The organism is Streptococcus oralis Uo5 (genome assembly GCF_000253155.1).
GTDB classification, from domain to species: Bacteria; Bacillota; Bacilli; order Lactobacillales; family Streptococcaceae; genus Streptococcus; species Streptococcus oralis_L.
In genome coordinates, this window is the sequence record NC_015291.1 from 348,280 (window position 1) to 366,613 (window position 18,334).

An 18,334-nucleotide genomic window follows, 5' to 3' on the forward strand; every position below is an offset into this window, starting at 1 on the left:
TTGAAGAGTAAATTTGAAGCTAGATTTTTGTTATTCAATTCCTTGAATAAATTTTTGGAAACGATAGGTGTCGAAATAAATATTGGATGCAACTAATTTATCAAACTCATCGAATTTCAGAAATTCTGCGACATCCAGTTCTAGTTCTTTTCCTTGAGGGGAATGTAGATGGTAGCGATTTAAGGCTGAGACAGTTCGACCATCAACAAATAATTGCTTCACTTCAAGATGCTGGCTCAAAGCATAGAATTGGCCTGCGCCTTGCAAATAAATATCACGTCCTTGTCGAATTTCTATACTATCGCACATGCCATAATCAAAGTTTTCAGCTACGAAATCTTCCCAGCCTCCCTCATTTACTGCCGTAAAATAGCTTTCTGCAAGTGTTTTTGTATCCATTTGGAACCTCCTGTAAAATAATTGGGCTATGATGAATATCACGAAATATTTTGCCCACTTAAGAGTATACAAAAGGAAATATGACTACAGGTTGTCATATTGCTGAAGATTTTTTTTGAGAGTACTGACCAGTAGATTTTGTAAGTGACTTGGAGATACGACCTTTACTTGATAACCAAAGCTTAAGAGTAAATCAAAAAATGAAGGAGTTAAAGCTCTAAATGCCTGAACTTTTATTATTTCGTCCTCGACTCTGATTTCTTCTTCCGTGAAGTAATCGTAGATTTTTGGAAGTGCAAATCTTGTAAAAACTAGTTCGATTTCTTCTCTTTGCCCCTCCACTTTATGTTTTGGGGGATTTAAAAAAAGCTCTAACTTTTCTTGAGATAAACGTGGATAATCGAATGGTTTATCTTTTATCTCCACTGGTTCTAGTTCTCGAATTCGAGTTAATTTAAAAATGCGAAAATCTAATTTTTCTAAGCAGTAACCGATAACATACCAAGCGTTCAGTTTATAGATCAATCTGTATGGAATAACTGTTCGCTGACTTTTCTCTTGTTTTTTCGAATAGTAAGAAAAAGAAATCATCTGTTCAGTTTGTATCGCTTCCTCAATTTCTAGTAAATAATTTGTATTAAGAGTCCAGGAACTGAGATCAAAGTAAAAAGGACTGTTTACTCTTGTAATTTCTTGAGAAGACAGCTTGTGTTCGATACTGTCAAGACTTGAATGACCAACGATTTTACTAACATTTTGGCTCATATTAATGATAAACTGTCTCTCTTCCTCAGTGAAAAAGTTTCTGTCTATCTTATAGTCGCTTGGTATATAGAAACCTCCCTTATCTCCACGTTCCGAATAGATTGGGATCCCCGCTAAACTGAGTGTATCCATGTCTCTATATACAGTTCGAGTAGATATTTCAAACCTCTCTGCAATCTCTTTAGCTGTTATTCTCTTCTTATTTAAAAGAGACAGTAAAATATAGATTAGTCTTTCTAATTTCATGGTAGCAATTCCCCTTCTTTTAATCTCAAATAGCACAAACTGAAGAAACTATTTTAGTTATATTGTATAATAAGAAGCCTAGCAATTCAAAAAGAAGGACTGTAGAATTTAGAATATTAAGGATTAAAATCTTAGAAAAAGGATAGTGTAGAAGTAATTAGGCAGAGCAATCAAGAAATTTGCCTAAATTATTCCAACCGAATTATGTGAAGATTGCTATTTCCCACACTGCAATCCTAGGTTTTTAGGTTAATAAATAGAAGAAAGAACAAGAAAAGTTTAGGGTTTTTCTATCTCTTTTGCTGATTTTGTGATATAATTAACACGTATAAAAAAAGAAGGAGTCATATCTAATGGCAAAATTGACTGTTAAAGACGTTGAATTGAAAGGGAAAAAAGTTCTCGTTCGTGTTGACTTCAACGTACCTGTAAAAGATGGCGTGATTACCAACGACAACCGTATCACTGCAGCTCTTCCAACTATCAAGTACATCCTTGAACAAGGTGGACGTGCTATCCTCTTCTCTCACCTTGGCCGTGTAAAAGAAGAAGCAGACAAAGCTGGTAAATCACTTGCTCCTGTAGCTGCTGACTTGGCAGCTAAATTGGGTCAAGACGTTGCTTTCCTTCCAGGTGTCACTCGTGGTGCTGAATTGGAAGCTGCGATCAACGCTCTTGAAGATGGACAAGTTCTCTTGGTTGAAAACACTCGTTACGAAGATGTTGACGGCAAGAAAGAATCTAAAAATGATCCTGAACTTGGTAAATACTGGGCATCACTTGGAGATGGTATCTTCGTAAACGATGCATTCGGTACAGCTCACCGTGCACACGCATCTAACGTTGGTATCTCAGCAAACGTTGAAAAAGCTGTTGCTGGATTCCTTCTTGAAAATGAAATTGCCTACATCCAAGAAGCAGTTGAAGCTCCAGAACGTCCATTCGTAGCGATCCTTGGTGGTTCAAAAGTATCTGACAAGATTGGTGTTATCGAAAACTTGCTTGAAAAAGCTGATAAAGTTCTTATCGGTGGTGGGATGACTTACACATTCTACAAAGCACAAGGTATCGAAATTGGTAACTCACTTGTAGAAGAAGACAAATTGGATGTTGCGAAAGCTCTTCTTGAAAAAGCAAACGGCAAATTGATCTTGCCAGTTGACTCAAAAGAAGCAAACGCATTTGCTGACTACACTGAAGTAAAAGACACTGAAGGTGAAGCAGTGGATCCAGGTTTCCTTGGTTTGGATATCGGTCCTAAATCAATCGCTAAATTCGACGAAGCCTTGACTGGTGCGAAAACAGTTGTATGGAACGGACCTATGGGTGTATTTGAAAACCCAGACTTCCAAGCTGGTACAATCGGTGTGATGGACGCTATTGTGAAACAACCAGGTGTTAAATCAATCATCGGTGGTGGTGATTCAGCTGCCGCAGCCATCAACCTTGGCCGTGCAGACAAGTTCTCATGGATTTCTACTGGTGGTGGAGCATCAATGGAACTTCTTGAAGGTAAAGTTCTTCCAGGATTGGCAGCTTTGACTGAAAAATAAATAGTTTAACTAAAAGAAGATGGTGTGACCATCTTCTTTTTAATTTAATTTATAAATATGTAGAATTATTCTATAAATAAAAAGAAAAAAGAGTAAATATTTGCATCCTGCCTTGTAAAGTGCTAGTATAAGAAGTAACGACTAAATTCATATAAGGAAAGGGATTAAAATGAAAAATAAAAAAGAAGTCTATGGATTTCGTAAAAGCAAAGTTGCGAAAACTTTGTGTGGTGCTGTTTTAGGAACTGCTTTGATTGCTTTTGCAGACAAAGCAGTATTTGCTGATGAAGTTACAGAGACAACTAGTACAAGTACAGTTGAGGTAGCTACTACAGGAAACCCAGCTACAAATCTACCTGAAGCTCAGGGTGAAATGAGTCAAGTTGCCAAAGAAAGCCAAGCTAAGGCTGGTTCTAAAGACTCAGCTTTACCAGTAGAAGTATCATCAGCTGATTTGGATAAAGCAGTTGCTGATGCAAAATCTGCAGGAGTTAAGGTAGTTCAAGATGAAACAAAAGGCAAAGGAACAGCCACAACTGCTACAGAGAATGCTCAAAAACAAGATGAGATTAAAAGTGACTATGCTAAACAGGCTGAAGAAGTAAAGAAAACAACTGAAGCATATAAAAAAGAAGTTGCAGCTCATCAGGCTGAAACAGATAAAGTCAATGCTGAAAACAAAGCAGCGGATGACAAGTATCAAAAAGATCTAAAAAGTCATCAAGAAGAAGTTGGAAAAATCAACACTGCCAATGCAACAGCTAAAGCAGAGTATGAGGCTAAGCTAGCACAATATCAAAAAGATTTAGCAACTGTCAAAAAAGCAAACGAAGATAGTCAACAGGATTATCAAAATAAACTTTCAGCTTACCAGACAGAATTAGCTCGAGTACAAAAAGCTAATGCTGAAGCTAAGGAAGCTTATGATAAAGCAGTAAAAGAAAATACTGCGAAAAACGAAGCGCTTAAAGCTGAAAACGAAGAAATCAAGCAACGGAATGCCGCAGCTAAGACAGATTATGAAGCTAAAGTTGCGAAATATGAAGCAGACCTTGCCAAGTATAAGAAAGAGTTAGCAGAGTATCCAGCTAAATTAAAGGCATATGAAGATGAGCAGGCCAAAATTAAGGCTGCATTGGTAGAACTTGAAAAAAACAAGGATCAGGACGGGTACTTGTCTAAGCCATCTGCTCAGAGCTTGGTTTATGATTTAGAATCGAATGCTCAACTGGACCTTAAAACAGAAGGAAAACTTCTTACAGCAGCAGCAGTTGATGAAGCCTTTAAGAAAGACACAGTACAATATGGCAAGAAAAATCTTCAGTTAGACAATCTAAATGTCAAGAACTTGGAGAACGGTGCGACTACTTCTTCAGTGGAATTGTATGGTAATATTGGAGACAAATCTGACTGGACCACCAATGTAGGGAATAAAACTGAAGTTAAATGGGGCTCAGTTCTTCTAGAACGTGGACAAAGCGTAACTGCGACTTATACCAACCTTCAAAATTCCTACTACAATGGTAAAAAGATTTCGAAGATTATTTACAAATATACTGTAGATCCATCTTCAAAATTCCAAAATTCTAGTGGGAAAGTTTGGTTGGGAATCTTTAGTGATCCAACTTTGGGAGTCTTTGCTTCTGCTTACACTGGTGATGTTGAAAAAGGTACTTCAATTTTCATTAAAAATGAATTTACCTTCTATGATGAAAATGACCAACCAATTAATTTTGACAATGCCCTTCTTTCAGTAGCGTCTCTAAATAGAGAAAATAATTCTATTGAGATGGCTAAGGATTACACTGGTAACTTTATTAAAATTTCTGGTTCATCTGTTGGAGAAAAAGACGGAAAGATTTATGCCACAGAAACCTTGAACTTTAAAAAAGACCAAGGTGGATCTCGTTGGACTATGTATCCAAATGGTCAACCTGGTTCAGGTTGGGATTCATCAGATGCACCAAACTCTTGGTACGGTGCTGGAGCTATTAGTATGTCTGGCCCTACGAATCATGTTACTGTTGGTGCTATTTCTGCGATCCTAGTAGTTCCTTCTGATCCAGTTATGGCAGTTGATACAGGTAAAAGACCAAACATCTGGTACTCACTCAATGGTAAGATTCGTGCCGTCAACGTTCCGAAAATTACCAAGGAAAAACCAACTCCACCAGTTGAACCAACTGCTCCACAAGCTCCTACTTATGAAGTAGAGAAACCATTGGAACCAGCTCCAGTAGCACCAAGCTATGAAAATGAGCCAACTCCACCAGTTAAGACTCCAGATCAACCAGAACCATCAAAACCAGAAGAGCCCAATTATGATCCATTGCCAACTCCGCCTGTAGCACCAACCCCTAAGCAGTTGCCAACACCACCAGCGGTGCCAACAGTTCACTTCCATTACAATCGTCTATTTGCACAACCTCAGATTAATAAAGAAATTAAAAACGAGGATGGAGTAGATATCGATCGTACTCTCGTTGCTAAGCAGTCTGTAGTGAAGTTTGAGTTGAAAACGGAAGCGTTGACAGCTGGTCGTCCAAAAACAACTTCGTTTGTATTGGTAGATCCACTTCCAACTGGCTATCAGTTTGATTTGGAAGCGACCAAGGCTGCAAGCAAAGGTTTTGAAACAAGCTATGACAAAGCTAGTCACACTGTAACCTTTAAGGCTACTGAGGAGACCTTAGCTGCTTTCAATGCAGATTTGACAAAATCCTTTGAGACTCTATATCCAACTGTTGTTGGTCGTGTCTTGAATGATGGGGCGACTTATACGAATAACTTTACATTGACAGTCAACGATGCCTACGGTGTTAAGTCAAACATTGTTCGTGTAACGACTCCAGGTAAACCAAATGATCCTGACAATCCAAATAACAACTACATCAAGCCTTTGAAAGTTAACAAGAACAAGCAAGGTGTGAATATTGATGGCAAAGAAGTTCTAGCTGGTTCAACGAACTACTATGAACTCACATGGGATTTGGACCAATACAAGGGAGATAAATCGTCTAAAGAAGCAATTCAAAATGGTTTCTACTATGTAGATGATTATCCAGAAGAAGCCTTGACCCTTCAACCAGAATTGGTTAAGATTCGTGATCTAGAGGGCAACCTTGTATCAGGTATCAGTGTTCAACAATATGATAGTTTAGAAGCTGCTCCTAAGAAAGTTCAGGACTTGTTGAAGAAAGCAAACATCACTGTTAAAGGTGCTTTCCAACTCTTCTCAGCTGATAATCCAGCCGAATTCTACAAGAATTATGTAGCAGCAGGAAAATCATTGCTAATCACAGATCCGATGACAGTTAAACCTGAATTTGGTCAAACGGGTGGTAAGTATGAAAACAAAGCCTACCAAATTGATTTTGGAAATGGCTATGCTACAGAAGTAGTTGTTAACAACGTACCGAAAATCACACCGAAAAAAGATGTGACAATCAGTATGGATCCAAGTAGTGACAATATTGATGGCCAAACAATTCCGTTGAACCAGTACTTCAATTATCGTTTGATTGGTGGTTTGATCCCGCAAAATCATTCTGAGGACTTGAATGACTATAGTTTTGTAGATGATTATGACCAAAAAGGTGATCAATACACTGGAAACTATAAAGTTCTTGCCAAGGTTGATATCCGATTGAAAGACGGTCGTGTTATCAAGGCAGGTACAGACTTAACAGCTGAAACACAGGTTGAACATGATCAAGATAAGGGAATGATTACAATTCGCTTCAAGGAAGAATTCCTTCAAGAGATTCAGTTGGATTCTCCATTCCAGGCTGAAACTTATATTCAAATGAAACGAATTGCTGTCGGAACCTTTGAAAATACCTATGTAAATACTGTGAATAAAGTTGCTTACGCCTCAAACACAGTTCGTACGACAACGCCAGAACCTAAGAAACCAGAGGAGCCAACAACTCCTAATCCAAATCCAAAAGGTAACCCTACTCTACCTCAAACAGGTACAAATGATTCAAGCTACATGCCGTATCTTGGTCTTGCAGCTTTAGTAGGAGTTTTAGGACTTGGTCAGTTGAAGCGTAAAGAAGACGAAAGCAAGTAAGCTCTGACAGTTAAATAGAAAAGAGGGACTCTGTTTCCTCTTTTTTATAGCCTTAAATTAAAAACGTTTCCTATTGATTTTCACTCATAAAATCAACTAATTTATGTTAAAATGGTAGTAGAAAGTTGAGATTATGAGTTATTTTAAAAAATATAAATTTGATAAGTCACAGTTCAAGCTTGGTATGCGAACCTTCAAAACAGGGATTGCCGTATTTATAGTTCTCTTGATTTTTGGTTTTTTTGGCTGGAAGGGACTTCAAATTGGAGCATTGACAGCGGTTTTCAGTTTACGAGAGAGCTTTGATAAGAGTGTCCATTTTGGAACTTCGCGTATCTTAGGAAATAGTATTGGCGGTTTTTACGCCCTTGTCTTTTTCCTCTTAAACACTTTATTTCATGGAGCCTTTTGGGTAACCTTACTAGTTGTTCCAATTTGCACCATGTTAACCATTATGACAAATGTTGCCATGAACAATAAGGCAGGAGTTATCGGTGGCGTAGCAGCTATGTTGATCATTACCCTATCAATACCGAGCGGAGAAACATTTTTGTACGTATTTGCACGTGTATTTGAAACATTTATGGGAGTTTTTGTCGCAATCCTTGTAAATTATGATATTGAGCAACTGAAACTCTTTTGGGAGAAAAAAAGAAAATAATGTTACATTTTATGACATTATTCGTTGACGTTTGTCTTTTTTTAGACTATAATAGACAGGAAGAAGGAAATTGTAAATGAAGGAAAGAGAATTTCGCCGAAATATGGCAGTTTTTCCTATCGGCAGTGTTATGAAATTGACCGATCTCTCGGCGCGTCAGATTCGTTATTATGAAGATCAAGAGTTAATCAAACCTGATCGAAACGAAGGGAACCGTCGCATGTATTCCTTGAATGACATGGATCGTCTGCTTGAAATCAAAGATTATATCTCTGAAGGTCATAATATTGCTGCGATTAAGAAAAAATATGCTGAACGCGAGGCGAAGTCCAAGAAAGCCGTGAGTCAGACGGAAGTGCGTCGTGCACTTCACAATGAACTCCTCCAGCAGGGGCGCTTTGCTTCAGTACGGTCACCCTTTGGTCGCGGTTAGGCAATCGCAAGTAGTCATATATTAAGGAGAAAACCCATGCCAATCACAGCTGCAGATATTCGTCGTGAAGTCAAGGAAAAAAATGTTACCTTTATTCGTCTCATGTTTTCAGATATTCTGGGAACCATGAAAAACGTCGAAATTCCTGCTACAGATGAACAGTTAGATAAGGTCTTGTCAAATAAAGCCATGTTTGATGGCTCTTCTATTGAAGGTTTTGTACGTATCAATGAATCAGATATGTACTTGTATCCAGACTTGGACACATGGACAGTCTTCCCTTGGGGAGATGAAAATGGAAGTGTTGCAGGTCTGATCTGTGATGTCTATACAACAGAAGGCGAACCTTTTGCAGGTGATCCACGTGGCAACCTCAAGCGTGCACTTCGTCATATGGAAGAAGTAGGATTCAAATCCTTCAACCTTGGGCCAGAACCAGAATTCTTCCTCTTTAAGCTGGATGAAAATGGCGATCCAACTCTTGAGGTAAATGACAAGGGTGGCTACTTCGACTTGGCGCCTACAGACCTTGCGGACAACACACGTCGTGAAATCGTGAATGTCTTGACCAAAATGGGATTTGAAGTAGAAGCGAGTCACCACGAGGTTGCGGTTGGACAACATGAAATTGACTTCAAGTATGATGAAGTACTCCGTGCCTGTGACAAGATTCAAATCTTTAAACTCGTTGTTAAAACCATTGCTCGCAAACATGGCCTTTACGCAACCTTTATGGCTAAACCGAAATTTGGTATTGCTGGATCAGGTATGCACTGTAATATGTCCTTGTTTGATGCAGAAGGAAATAATGCCTTCTTTGATCCAAACGATCCAAAAGGAATGCAGTTGTCTGAAACGGCCTACCATTTCCTTGGCGGTTTGATCAAGCATGCTTACAACTATACTGCTATCATGAACCCAACAGTTAACTCATACAAACGTTTGGTTCCAGGTTATGAAGCGCCTGTTTACATTGCTTGGGCTGGTCGTAACCGTTCGCCACTTGTACGCGTACCGGCTTCACGCGGTATGGGAACTCGTCTTGAGTTGCGTTCAGTGGACCCAATGGCAAACCCATATATCGCTATGGCTGTTCTTTTGGAAGTTGGTTTGCATGGTATTGAAAACAAAATCGAAGCACCAGCTCCGATCGAAGAAAATATCTACATCATGACAGCAGAAGAGCGTAAGGAAGCTGGAATCACTGATCTTCCATCAACTCTTCATAACGCCTTGAAAGCTTTGACTGAAGATGAAGTGGTTAAGGCTGCCCTAGGTGAACACATCTACACTAGCTTCCTTGAAGCCAAACGTATTGAGTGGGCTAGCTATGCGACCTTCGTTTCACAATGGGAAGTTGATAATTATCTTGACTTATATTAAGAATATAAAAAAGATTGTCTGATTGGGCAATCTTTTTTATTTTTTTTGCAAATTTTTAAATGTATTTTGATGCTGTTTTTAGTATAGGGAATATAGGTAATTTAAATTCTTTAGCTTACTTAAAATTATGCATAGCAAATGGGAATATTCTGATATACAGACGGAGTAGAAACAGGTCGTGTTGAGAAGTCCAACACAATCACCACTCCAGCAGTAGATGAGATCGTTGAAGTAGGAACTAAGAAAGTAGCCTCTACAACAACCAACGATAATAAGAATGATACTGCAACAACAGGGAACCAAGCTGAAAGTACTAAGAAAGAAGAAACTGTAAGCCAAGATCAGAAAGTTCTACCAAGCACAGGTACAGCTTCTACCAGTCTTCTTTCAATGATTGGTTTATTTATCGCCGGTCTAGTAGGTTTAGTCGTTCGTAAGAAGGACTAAGGCTCTCGAATATACAAAAGTATCTTTTGTACGAGAAATACTAAAAAGAACCCAGAATCTATTCTTGGGTTCTTTTTTATAAAAAATTAAATGTATTAATGTTTATGTGTGGCTTGAGTACGTTATGAAACTCATAGAGTGATAATAGGTTCAACTATAAAACAGCTATTTACATGGTGTAAATGCCTGTTCTGAAATTTTGATATTTTAATTATTCTCACGAAAATTGACAATCTGAAAATACAAAATAATAAATTTTTATCATAATCTACTTTTAATTACCCCCCTTTTGTGTTAAAATGAGATGAATATTTCTTTTGAAATGATTAAACAATCATTTTTAGTTTTGGAGGTACATTATGAAATGGAAATATCGCATGAGAATGCCTTTTTCTACTATTTTCAGTAGAAAAAAACAGGCTTTTCTCGGACTAGTCGTTTTACTTTTTTCTATTTTTCTTCTTCCGCTTCAATCTTATGCGGCTTTAGAAGAAATAAAAAATGGAACGGATATCTCAACCTTGGATATTCGTAAGTTTAATTTGAACATCAACAATTTTAGTGTTTTATCTAAATCACAGGCTGTTGATCAGTTTCATTTATCGAATCCCCACTATGAATATCTCTGGGGTGGTGCCTATCCAGGAGAGATGGAGAACTTTACTCTTAAAGTAGATAAAAGTAAAAAACAGGATCAAGTTTTTGAAAATCCTCTTTCTCTAAAATTCACAAATATTGGGACAGTTAATGGTAAGCAAGTAGATGCTTATCTAAATTTCAATAAAGTAACCCTACACTATCTTAATACTGCTCAAGCAGAGTCTGAAATGAATAGTACTCAAAAATCTACGGTTGAATTTTTCTCAATTTCTGAATTATGGGAAAGTAGTGCTTTTGAAATTGGGAATGTTCCATACGTAGATGCGAACCATGATTACATCATGAATAAAGCATTTTGGATTGATGCTGATGTAACAGCCGAGTTGAGTTATGCAGATGGTTCAGAGACAGATTTGAAGTTGGTCATGAAACCAACGGATATCGATGCAATGGATGCAAACAACTTGAAGGAAACCTTCTATATTAAAGATTATCAAAATGATGTTAATCTTCGTCTGATGAACAATGCCAATGTTTTGAAACAGGAAGACCAAGGAGAACGAACTGCTTGGATTGCGACTCAGATTACAAGTGGTAGCTATTCTGAGAACAATATCTCTGGTTTTGCCCTTCGATCGAATAGTAATAGGATGAATTTTGCTTATTCATCAACAGAGGTTGCTTCGGCCGTCTTTGGTCTCTATATTGAAAAACTTGATCCGAGCCCTGTTCTAGAAGTAGATCCTACAGAGATTCCAGCTAAAGAGGGGCAGGATGTAACTTATAAGGCCACCTTTAAAATTCCGGTTCCAGGTAAAGATCTTTTAGCAGCTCCATCATCTATTGAGATGGTTCAAAATTTTGATGATCGCTTGGACTATAAAGAACTTAAAGTTGAATCAGGTGGGGTGACTCTGCAAGAAGGACGTGACTATACGATCGAGAAATCAGGTCAAACTGTTACTGTTAAAATGACACCTGAATACATAAAAGCAAATTCTTCTGCTGAAATTATTGTAACTTATAATACTACTACAAACAAAAAGGTAGAAGAAAAAGGTCCTGAAAAAATTAACAACACTGTAACCTTGCATGTTGATAACTTATCAGCTCCTTCTAATCAGGTGAGCACTGCTCTTCTTTACGAAAAACACCATGAATTTGTCAGTGGAACTCCAGGTAAAGAGTTGCCACAAGAAGTGAAAGACTTGCTTCCAGCAACAGAAAAGAATTTACCTAATGGCAGTCAAGTAACGCCAACGCAACCAAGTCAAACAGAAGTGAAGACAGCAGAAGGTACTTGGAGCTTCAAGTCCTATGACAAGTCATCAGAAACCATCAATGGAGCGGATGCCCACTTTATCGGTACTTGGGAATTCACCCCAGCTCCAACTTACAAGGCAACACATGAATTTGTCAGCGGAACTCCAGGAAAAGAGCTTCCAAAAGAAGTAAAAGACTTGCTTCCAGCAGACCAAACAGACTTGAAAGACGGTAGTCAAACGACTCCGACACAACCAAGTCAAACAGAAGTGAAGACAGCAGAAGGTACCTGGAGCTTCAAGTCATACGATAAGACCTCTGACACCATTAATGGAGCGGATGCTCACTTCATCGGTACTTGGGAATTCACCCCAGCGCCAACCTACAAGGCGACACATGAATTTGTCAGCGGAACTCCAGGTAAAGAACTTCCACAAGAAGTGAAAGCCCTACTTCCAGCAGACCAAACAGACTTGAAAGACGGTAGCCAAGCAACGCCAACGCAACCAAGTCAAACAGAAGTTAAGACAACTGAAGGCACATGGAGCTTTAAGTCCTATGACAAGGCATCAGAAACCATCAATGGAGCAGACGCCCACTTCATCGGTACTTGGGAATTCACCCCAGCGCCAACCTACAAGGCGACACATGAATTTGTCAGCGGAACTCCAGGTAAAGAACTTCCACAAGAAGTGAAAGCCCTACTTCCAGCAGACCAAACAGACTTGAAAGATAATGGTCAAGCAACACCAACGCAACCAAGTCAAACAGAAGTGAAGACAGCGGAAGGTACCTGGAGTTTCAAATCATACGATAAGACTTCAGAAACCATCAATGGAGCGGATGCCCACTTTGTCGGAACTTGGGAATTTACCCCAGCACCAAATAAAAATTCTGGAAATAAAGGCACATGGAGCTTCAAGTCCTACGACAATACATCAGAAACAATTAATGGATCAGATGTTAAGTTTGTAGGTACATGGGAATTTACAGCAAGCCCAGCTCCAACAGTGACTCATAAAGCAGTTCACGAATTTGTCAGTGGAACTCCAGGAAAAGAACTTCCGCAAGAAGTGAAATCCTTACTTCCATCAGACCAAACAGACTTGAAAGACGGCAGCCAAGTAACGCCAACGCAACCAAGTCAAACGGAAGTGAAGACAGCAGAAGGCACATGGAGCTTCAAGTCCTACGACAAGACATCGGAAACAATTAATGGATCAGATGTTAAGTTTGTAGGCACATGGGAATTCACCCCAGCGCCAACAGTGACTCATAAAGCAGTTCACGAGTTTGTCAGCGGAACTCCAGGCAAAGAACTTCCACAAGAAGTGAAATCCTTGCTTCCATCAGACCAAACAGACTTGAAGGACGGCAGCCAAGTAACGCCAACGCAACCAAGTCAAACGGAAGTGAAGACAGCAGAAGGCACATGGAGCTTCAAGTCCTATGACAAAGCATCAGAAACCATCAATGGAGCGGATGCCCACTTCGTCGGTACTTGGGAATTTACTCCGGCACCAAATAAAAATTCTGGAAATAATAGCCAACCAGAAGAAGGAAGTAGTCAAACTAAGGGCTTGTTACCAAACACAGGCTCTGCAGTATCTGGTCTTCTTTCAATCATCGGTCTTGCCTTTGCAAGCCTAGCAGCTTTTGTTCTTCGTAAGAAAGACTAAGCCATTCTTAGTAAATAAGAAATTGAATTCTTAATTCCTGAGTCTAAGAAGAGAGAACGAGAAATCGTTCTCTCTTTTTCGTTTTATACGCTTGCTTGATTTCTTATCTAATCTATGGTTTTTCAGACTTAAAAGGAAATACCAAGTAGATGAAAAGTAAGTTTCTAGGTCTTCAGACCGATTTTTAGCACTCTTGACAAAAGAGTGCTAATTTTTTAAGTTTTTGTCTTGACATTCTCTTCTAAGGGTGTATAATAGAATCATGAATTAGCACTTGAATGTGTCGAGTGCTAATCGATCTGACGGAGAGGAGTGGTGAGATGGTTACAGAACGTCAACAGGATATTTTAAATCTGATTATTGACATCTTTACCAAAACACATGAACCTGTCGGATCCAAGGCGCTGCAAGAGTCTATTAACTCTAGCAGTGCTACCATTCGTAATGACATGGCGGCTCTAGAGAAGCAGGGTTTGCTTGAGAAGGCTCATACCTCAAGCGGTCGGATGCCAAGTGTTGCTGGTTTTCAGTACTATGTGAAACACTCGCTGGCTTTTGACCGACTGGCTGAAAATGAGGTATACGAGATTGTCAAAGCCTTTGATCAGGAGTTCTTCAAATTGGAGGATATTCTGCAAGAAGCTGCTAATCTACTGACAGACCTGAGTGACTGCACGGTAGTAGCACTGGATGTTGAACCGAGCAAGCAACGGTTGACAGCCTTTGATATTGTCGTTCTAGGACAACATACCGCTCTTGCAGTTTTCACCCTAGACGAGTCCCGAACGGTTACCAGTCAATTTCTGATTCCAAGGAACTTCTTGCAGGAAGATTTGCTGAAACTGAAGAGCGTTATTCAGGAACGTTTCCTCGGTCATACAGTTTTAGATATTCACTACAAGATTCGGACAGAGATTCCGCAGATTATCCAGCGTTACTTCACAACTACGGACAATGTCATGGATCTCTTTGAACATATTTTTAAAGAAATGTTCAACGAAAACATTGTGGTGGCGGGCAAGGTCAATCTCTTGAATTTTGCCAATCTAGCAGCCTATCAGTTCTTTGACCAACCACAGAAAGTGGCTCTGGAGATTCGTGAGGGTCTGCATGAAGATCAAATGCAAAATGTCCGTGTTGCGGACAGTCAAGAGTCTTGTCTAGCAGACCTAGCGGTGATTAGCAGTAAATTCCTCATTCCTTATCGGGGTTTTGGAATTCTAGCGATTATCGGTCCGGTCAATCTGGATTACCAGCAATTGGTCAACCAAGTCAATGTGGTCAATCGTGTTTTGACAATGAAGTTGACAGATTTTTACCGCTATCTCAGCAGTAATCATTACGAAGTAAATTAAGATTGAAATCATTAAAGGAGGCGAAAATGGCCCAAGATAAAAAGAACGAAGAAATGAAAGAAGAGGAAGTTGTTGAAACAGTAGAAGAAGCGACTCCTGAGAAGTCTGAGTTGGACTTGGCAAATGAACGTGCGGATGAGTTCGAAAACAAATACCTTCGCGCTCATGCAGAAATGCAAAATATTCAACGCCGTGCCAATGAAGAACGTCAAAACTTGCAACGTTATCGTAGCCAAGATCTGGCAAAAGCAATCTTACCATCGCTTGACAACTTAGAACGTGCACTAGCAGTTGAAGGTTTGACAGACGATGTGAAAAAAGGATTGGAGATGGTACAAGAGAGCTTGAATCACGCTTTGAAAGAAGAAGGAATCGAAGAAATCACAGCTGACGGCAAATTTGACCATAACTATCATATGGCCATCCAAACTCTCCCAGCAGACGATGAACACCCAGCAGACACCATCGCTCAAGTCTTCCAAAAAGGCTACAAACTCCATGATCGCATCCTACGCCCAGCCATGGTAGTGGTTTATAATTAATAGAGAGGATTATTGATTGTTTGGATAAAATTTTAGAATTATTTGACCCTATTATTAAAGTGTTTAATGAACAATTTAATGCTCTATGGCAAATGTTGGAAAAATATTTATCGCCACCGATAAATAAAGTAGCAGGAGATTTATCAGATAAATTTTGGTTTATTATTCCTAGATTATTTTTTCTATTTGTGATAGTTTGGTTTTTATTATTCCCGTCTATTCGACTTATCTGGGGGTTATTGAAAAATTTATGTAGGTACTTAATTGAGGAGATGACTCACAAGTATCTTCCCATTAGAACTTCTAGTGTAGATGAGGATGGACTCAGGCATTATCTTGTTGGTAGAATGGAAATTAGAAAATTAAGACAAATTAAAAGTTGGAATCAGGGCACAATATTGTCTAGTGCACAGAAAGGTAAACATGGAAAGAGTAATAATTCATGTATTCAATCCATACATACTAGTAGGGAGTGTCGAGATTGGGCATACAATTTAAGACATCTTTTAAAACATTGGGATAAAATTGAATATATTGTTAAAGTGGATGATTATATAAACTAATTTTCTACATTGACTTGTCCGAAACGACAATAAACTATGAAGAAAGATAACAAACAAGCCGGAGGCTTGTAAGAAAGATATTGCCCGCCGTGGTGAAAGTTTCAGTAGCGTGTGCTACTGAAACAGGGGATTTTTGAAACAATAGGCTCAAAAATAAGTGATGAAATCCCGAAGGGAGTTGCTCACGTCCCCACCACTTAAGGGAAATATCAAAAAATCAAAATTCGAATTAAAATTTAAGGAGAAAAACACATGTCTAAAATTATCGGTATTGACTTAGGTACAACAAACTCAGCAGTAGCAGTTCTTGAAGGAACTGAAAGCAAAATCATCGCAAACCCAGAAGGAAACCGCACAACTCCATCTGTAGTATCATTCAAAAACGGAGAAATCATCGTTGGTGATGCCGCAAAACGTCAAGCAGTTACAAACCCAGATACAGTTATCTCTATCAAATCTAAGATGGGAACTTCTGAAAAAGTTTCTGCTAACGGTAAGGAATACACTCCACAAGAAATCTCAGCTATGATTCTTCAATACTTGAAAGGTTACGCTGAAGAATACCTTGGTGAGAAAGTAACTAAAGCAGTTATCACAGTTCCAGCTTACTTCAACGATGCTCAACGTCAAGCAACAAAAGACGCTGGTAAAATCGCTGGTCTTGAAGTAGAACGTATCGTCAACGAACCAACTGCAGCGGCTCTTGCATACGGTTTGGACAAGACTGACAAAGAAGAAAAAATCTTAGTATTTGACCTTGGTGGTGGTACATTCGACGTATCTATCCTTGAATTGGGTGATGGTGTCTTTGATGTATTGTCAACTGCAGGGGACAACAAACTTGGTGGTGATGACTTTGACCAAAAAATCATCGACCACTTGGTAGCAGAATTCAAGAAAGAAAACGGTATTGACTTGTCTACTGACAAGATGGCAATGCAACGTTTGAAAGATGCCGCAGAAAAAGCGAAGAAAGACCTTTCTGGTGTAACTTCAACTCAAATCAGCTTGCCATTCATCACTGCTGGTGAAGCTGGACCTCTTCACTTGGAAATGACTTTGACTCGTGCGAAATTTGACGATTTGACTCGTGACCTTGTAGAACGTACAAAAGTTCCGGTTCGTCAAGCCCTTTCAGATGCAGGTTTGAGCTTGTCAGAAATCGACGAAGTTATCCTTGTTGGTGGTTCAACTCGTATCCCAGCCGTTGTAGAAGCTGTGAAAGCTGAAACTGGTAAAGAACCAAACAAATCAGTAAACCCTGATGAAGTAGTTGCTATGGGTGCTGCGATCCAAGGTGGTGTCATTACTGGTGATGTGAAAGACGTTGTCCTTCTTGATGTAACGCCATTGTCACTTGGTATCGAAACAATGGGTGGAGTATTTACAAAACTTATCGATCGCAACACTACGATTCCAACATCTAAGTCACAAGTCTTCTCAACTGCAGCAGACAACCAACCAGCCGTTGATATCCACGTTCTTCAAGGTGAACGCCCAATGGCAGCAGATAACAAGACTCTTGGACGTTTCCAATTGACTGATATCCCAGCTGCTCCTCGTGGAATTCCTCAAATCGAAGTAACATTTGACATCGACAAGAACGGTATCGTGTCTGTTAAGGCAAAAGATCTTGGAACTCAAAAAGAACAAACGATTGTGATCCAATCAAACTCAGGATTGACAGACGAAGAAATCGACCGCATGATGAAAGATGCAGAAGCAAATGCAGAAGCAGATAAGAAACGTAAAGAAGAAGTCGACCTTCGTAACGAAGTAGACCAAGCTATCTTTGCGACTGAAAAGACCATCAAGGAAACTGAAGGCAAAGGCTTCGATGCAGAACGTGACGCTGCCCAAGCTGCCCTTGATGACCTTAAGAAAGCGCAAGAAGACAACAACTTGGACGAAATGAAAGCAAAACTTGAAGCATTGAACGAAAAAGCTCAAGGACTTGCTGTGAAACTCTATGAACAAGCCGCAGCAGCCCAACAAGCTCAAGCAGGAGCAGAAGGTGCACAAGCAACAGGAAACGCAGGCGATGACGTCGTAGACGGAGAGTTTACGGAGAAATAAGATGCAAAGAGCCCGTTAAAACCTCACAGTGAAAATAGGAAATCTGACGCAGAAACTTTAGTTTCTAGAAAGATTTGTCTTTTTCACCAAGAGGTTAGGGCGTGCTCAATTCGGTAAGATGTTGAGGCGTTAAGAAAACGAAAGAAAAATAGAAAGCCATCGCCTTATGCGATGCACAGAAGATAGCTTATCTTTTTTCCGAAGTTTTTAGCCGAAACTTAGTTAAGCCTAACTCGTTAAGAAAGTAATAATGATAAGAAGAAATCCAGAGGTTGCAAACCAGCCTCTGTTTTT

The 18,334-nt window shown here is 39.3% G+C and carries 13 protein-coding genes and 1 pseudogene; 12 read left to right on the forward strand and 2 right to left on the reverse strand.

Annotation, left to right across the window (positions count from 1 at the left end):
* Positions 1-30: 30 nt before the first annotated feature.
* Together SOR_RS01765 and SOR_RS01770 are read right to left on the reverse strand one after the other, a co-directional pair.
* Complete coding sequence (locus SOR_RS01765; protein ID WP_000380113.1) at positions 31-399, reverse strand: nuclear transport factor 2 family protein; 369 nt, start codon at positions 397-399, stop codon at positions 31-33.
* An 84-nt stretch (positions 400-483) separates the two neighbouring features.
* On the reverse strand, positions 484-1,410 hold the full coding sequence (locus SOR_RS01770; protein WP_000764447.1) for a helix-turn-helix transcriptional regulator: 927 nt from the start codon (positions 1,408-1,410) through the stop codon (positions 484-486).
* A gap of 353 nt (positions 1,411-1,763) precedes the next feature.
* On the opposite strand from SOR_RS01770, the gene SOR_RS01775 reads away from it, so the two are divergent.
* The 12 genes and pseudogenes from SOR_RS01775 (at position 1,764) to dnaK (ending at position 18,040) form a co-directional block, all read left to right on the forward strand.
* Positions 1,764-2,963 (forward strand): phosphoglycerate kinase, encoded by a 1,200-nt coding sequence (locus SOR_RS01775; RefSeq protein WP_001096778.1) that lies wholly within the window; start codon positions 1,764-1,766, stop codon positions 2,961-2,963.
* 169 nt (positions 2,964-3,132) lie between these two features.
* Positions 3,133-7,038, forward strand: coding sequence for an antigen I/II family LPXTG-anchored adhesin (locus tag SOR_RS01780; protein WP_000791192.1), 3,906 nt, complete (start codon positions 3,133-3,135; stop codon positions 7,036-7,038).
* A 133-nt stretch (positions 7,039-7,171) separates the two neighbouring features.
* Positions 7,172-7,699 carry an FUSC family protein gene (locus SOR_RS01785; RefSeq protein ID WP_000119887.1) on the forward strand — a complete coding sequence of 176 codons (528 nt, stop codon included), beginning with the start codon at positions 7,172-7,174 and terminating at the stop codon, positions 7,697-7,699.
* A gap of 76 nt (positions 7,700-7,775) precedes the next feature.
* On the forward strand, positions 7,776-8,132 hold the full coding sequence (gene glnR, locus SOR_RS01790; RefSeq protein ID WP_000664333.1) for a transcriptional repressor GlnR: 357 nt from the start codon (positions 7,776-7,778) through the stop codon (positions 8,130-8,132).
* A gap of 36 nt (positions 8,133-8,168) precedes the next feature.
* Positions 8,169-9,515 (forward strand): type I glutamate--ammonia ligase, encoded by a 1,347-nt coding sequence (gene glnA, locus SOR_RS01795; protein WP_001122885.1) that lies wholly within the window; start codon positions 8,169-8,171, stop codon positions 9,513-9,515.
* A gap of 222 nt (positions 9,516-9,737) precedes the next feature.
* Entirely contained in the window at positions 9,738-9,962 is a 225-nt protein-coding gene (locus SOR_RS09905; RefSeq protein WP_232501616.1) for an LPXTG cell wall anchor domain-containing protein, read from the forward strand.
* A 359-nt stretch (positions 9,963-10,321) separates the two neighbouring features.
* Positions 10,322-13,504 (forward strand): LPXTG-anchored SHIRT domain periscope protein, encoded by a 3,183-nt coding sequence (locus tag SOR_RS01800; protein ID WP_000871441.1) that lies wholly within the window; start codon positions 10,322-10,324, stop codon positions 13,502-13,504.
* A 74-nt stretch (positions 13,505-13,578) separates the two neighbouring features.
* Positions 13,579-13,664, forward strand: a pseudogene (locus SOR_RS10450) (DUF2812 domain-containing protein); the annotation flags it as partial.
* Between the two features lie 160 nt (positions 13,665-13,824).
* The gene (gene hrcA, locus SOR_RS01805) at positions 13,825-14,859 is read left to right on the forward strand and encodes a heat-inducible transcriptional repressor HrcA (RefSeq protein ID WP_000255741.1); all 1,035 of its coding nucleotides are present in this window, start codon (positions 13,825-13,827) and stop codon (positions 14,857-14,859) included.
* Between the two features lie 26 nt (positions 14,860-14,885).
* A complete protein-coding gene (gene grpE, locus SOR_RS01810; RefSeq protein ID WP_000046061.1) occupies positions 14,886-15,401 on the forward strand; it encodes a nucleotide exchange factor GrpE in 516 nt (171 codons plus the stop codon).
* Positions 15,402-15,421: 20 nt separating this feature from the next.
* Entirely contained in the window at positions 15,422-15,964 is a 543-nt protein-coding gene (locus SOR_RS01815; protein WP_000357929.1) for a hypothetical protein, read from the forward strand.
* Between the two features lie 252 nt (positions 15,965-16,216).
* Complete coding sequence (dnaK, locus tag SOR_RS01820; protein ID WP_000034683.1) at positions 16,217-18,040, forward strand: molecular chaperone DnaK; 1,824 nt, start codon at positions 16,217-16,219, stop codon at positions 18,038-18,040.
* Positions 18,041-18,334: the final 294 nt, after the last annotated feature.

Coding starts and splice junctions, on each gene's coding strand:
- grpE (WP_000046061.1), top strand. CDS start 14,886: ATGGCCCAAGATAAAAAGAACGAAGAAATGAAAGAAGAGGAAGTTGTT.
- SOR_RS01770 (WP_000764447.1), bottom strand. CDS start 1,410: ATGAAATTAGAAAGACTAATCTATATTTTACTGTCTCTTTTAAATAAG.
- SOR_RS01775 (WP_001096778.1), top strand. CDS start 1,764: ATGGCAAAATTGACTGTTAAAGACGTTGAATTGAAAGGGAAAAAAGTT.
- SOR_RS01780 (WP_000791192.1), top strand. CDS start 3,133: ATGAAAAATAAAAAAGAAGTCTATGGATTTCGTAAAAGCAAAGTTGCG.
- SOR_RS01765 (WP_000380113.1), bottom strand. CDS start 399: ATGGATACAAAAACACTTGCAGAAAGCTATTTTACGGCAGTAAATGAG.
- dnaK (WP_000034683.1), top strand. CDS start 16,217: ATGTCTAAAATTATCGGTATTGACTTAGGTACAACAAACTCAGCAGTA.
- SOR_RS01800 (WP_000871441.1), top strand. CDS start 10,322: ATGAAATGGAAATATCGCATGAGAATGCCTTTTTCTACTATTTTCAGT.
- glnA (WP_001122885.1), top strand. CDS start 8,169: ATGCCAATCACAGCTGCAGATATTCGTCGTGAAGTCAAGGAAAAAAAT.
- SOR_RS01785 (WP_000119887.1), top strand. CDS start 7,172: ATGAGTTATTTTAAAAAATATAAATTTGATAAGTCACAGTTCAAGCTT.
- hrcA (WP_000255741.1), top strand. CDS start 13,825: ATGGTTACAGAACGTCAACAGGATATTTTAAATCTGATTATTGACATC.
- glnR (WP_000664333.1), top strand. CDS start 7,776: ATGAAGGAAAGAGAATTTCGCCGAAATATGGCAGTTTTTCCTATCGGC.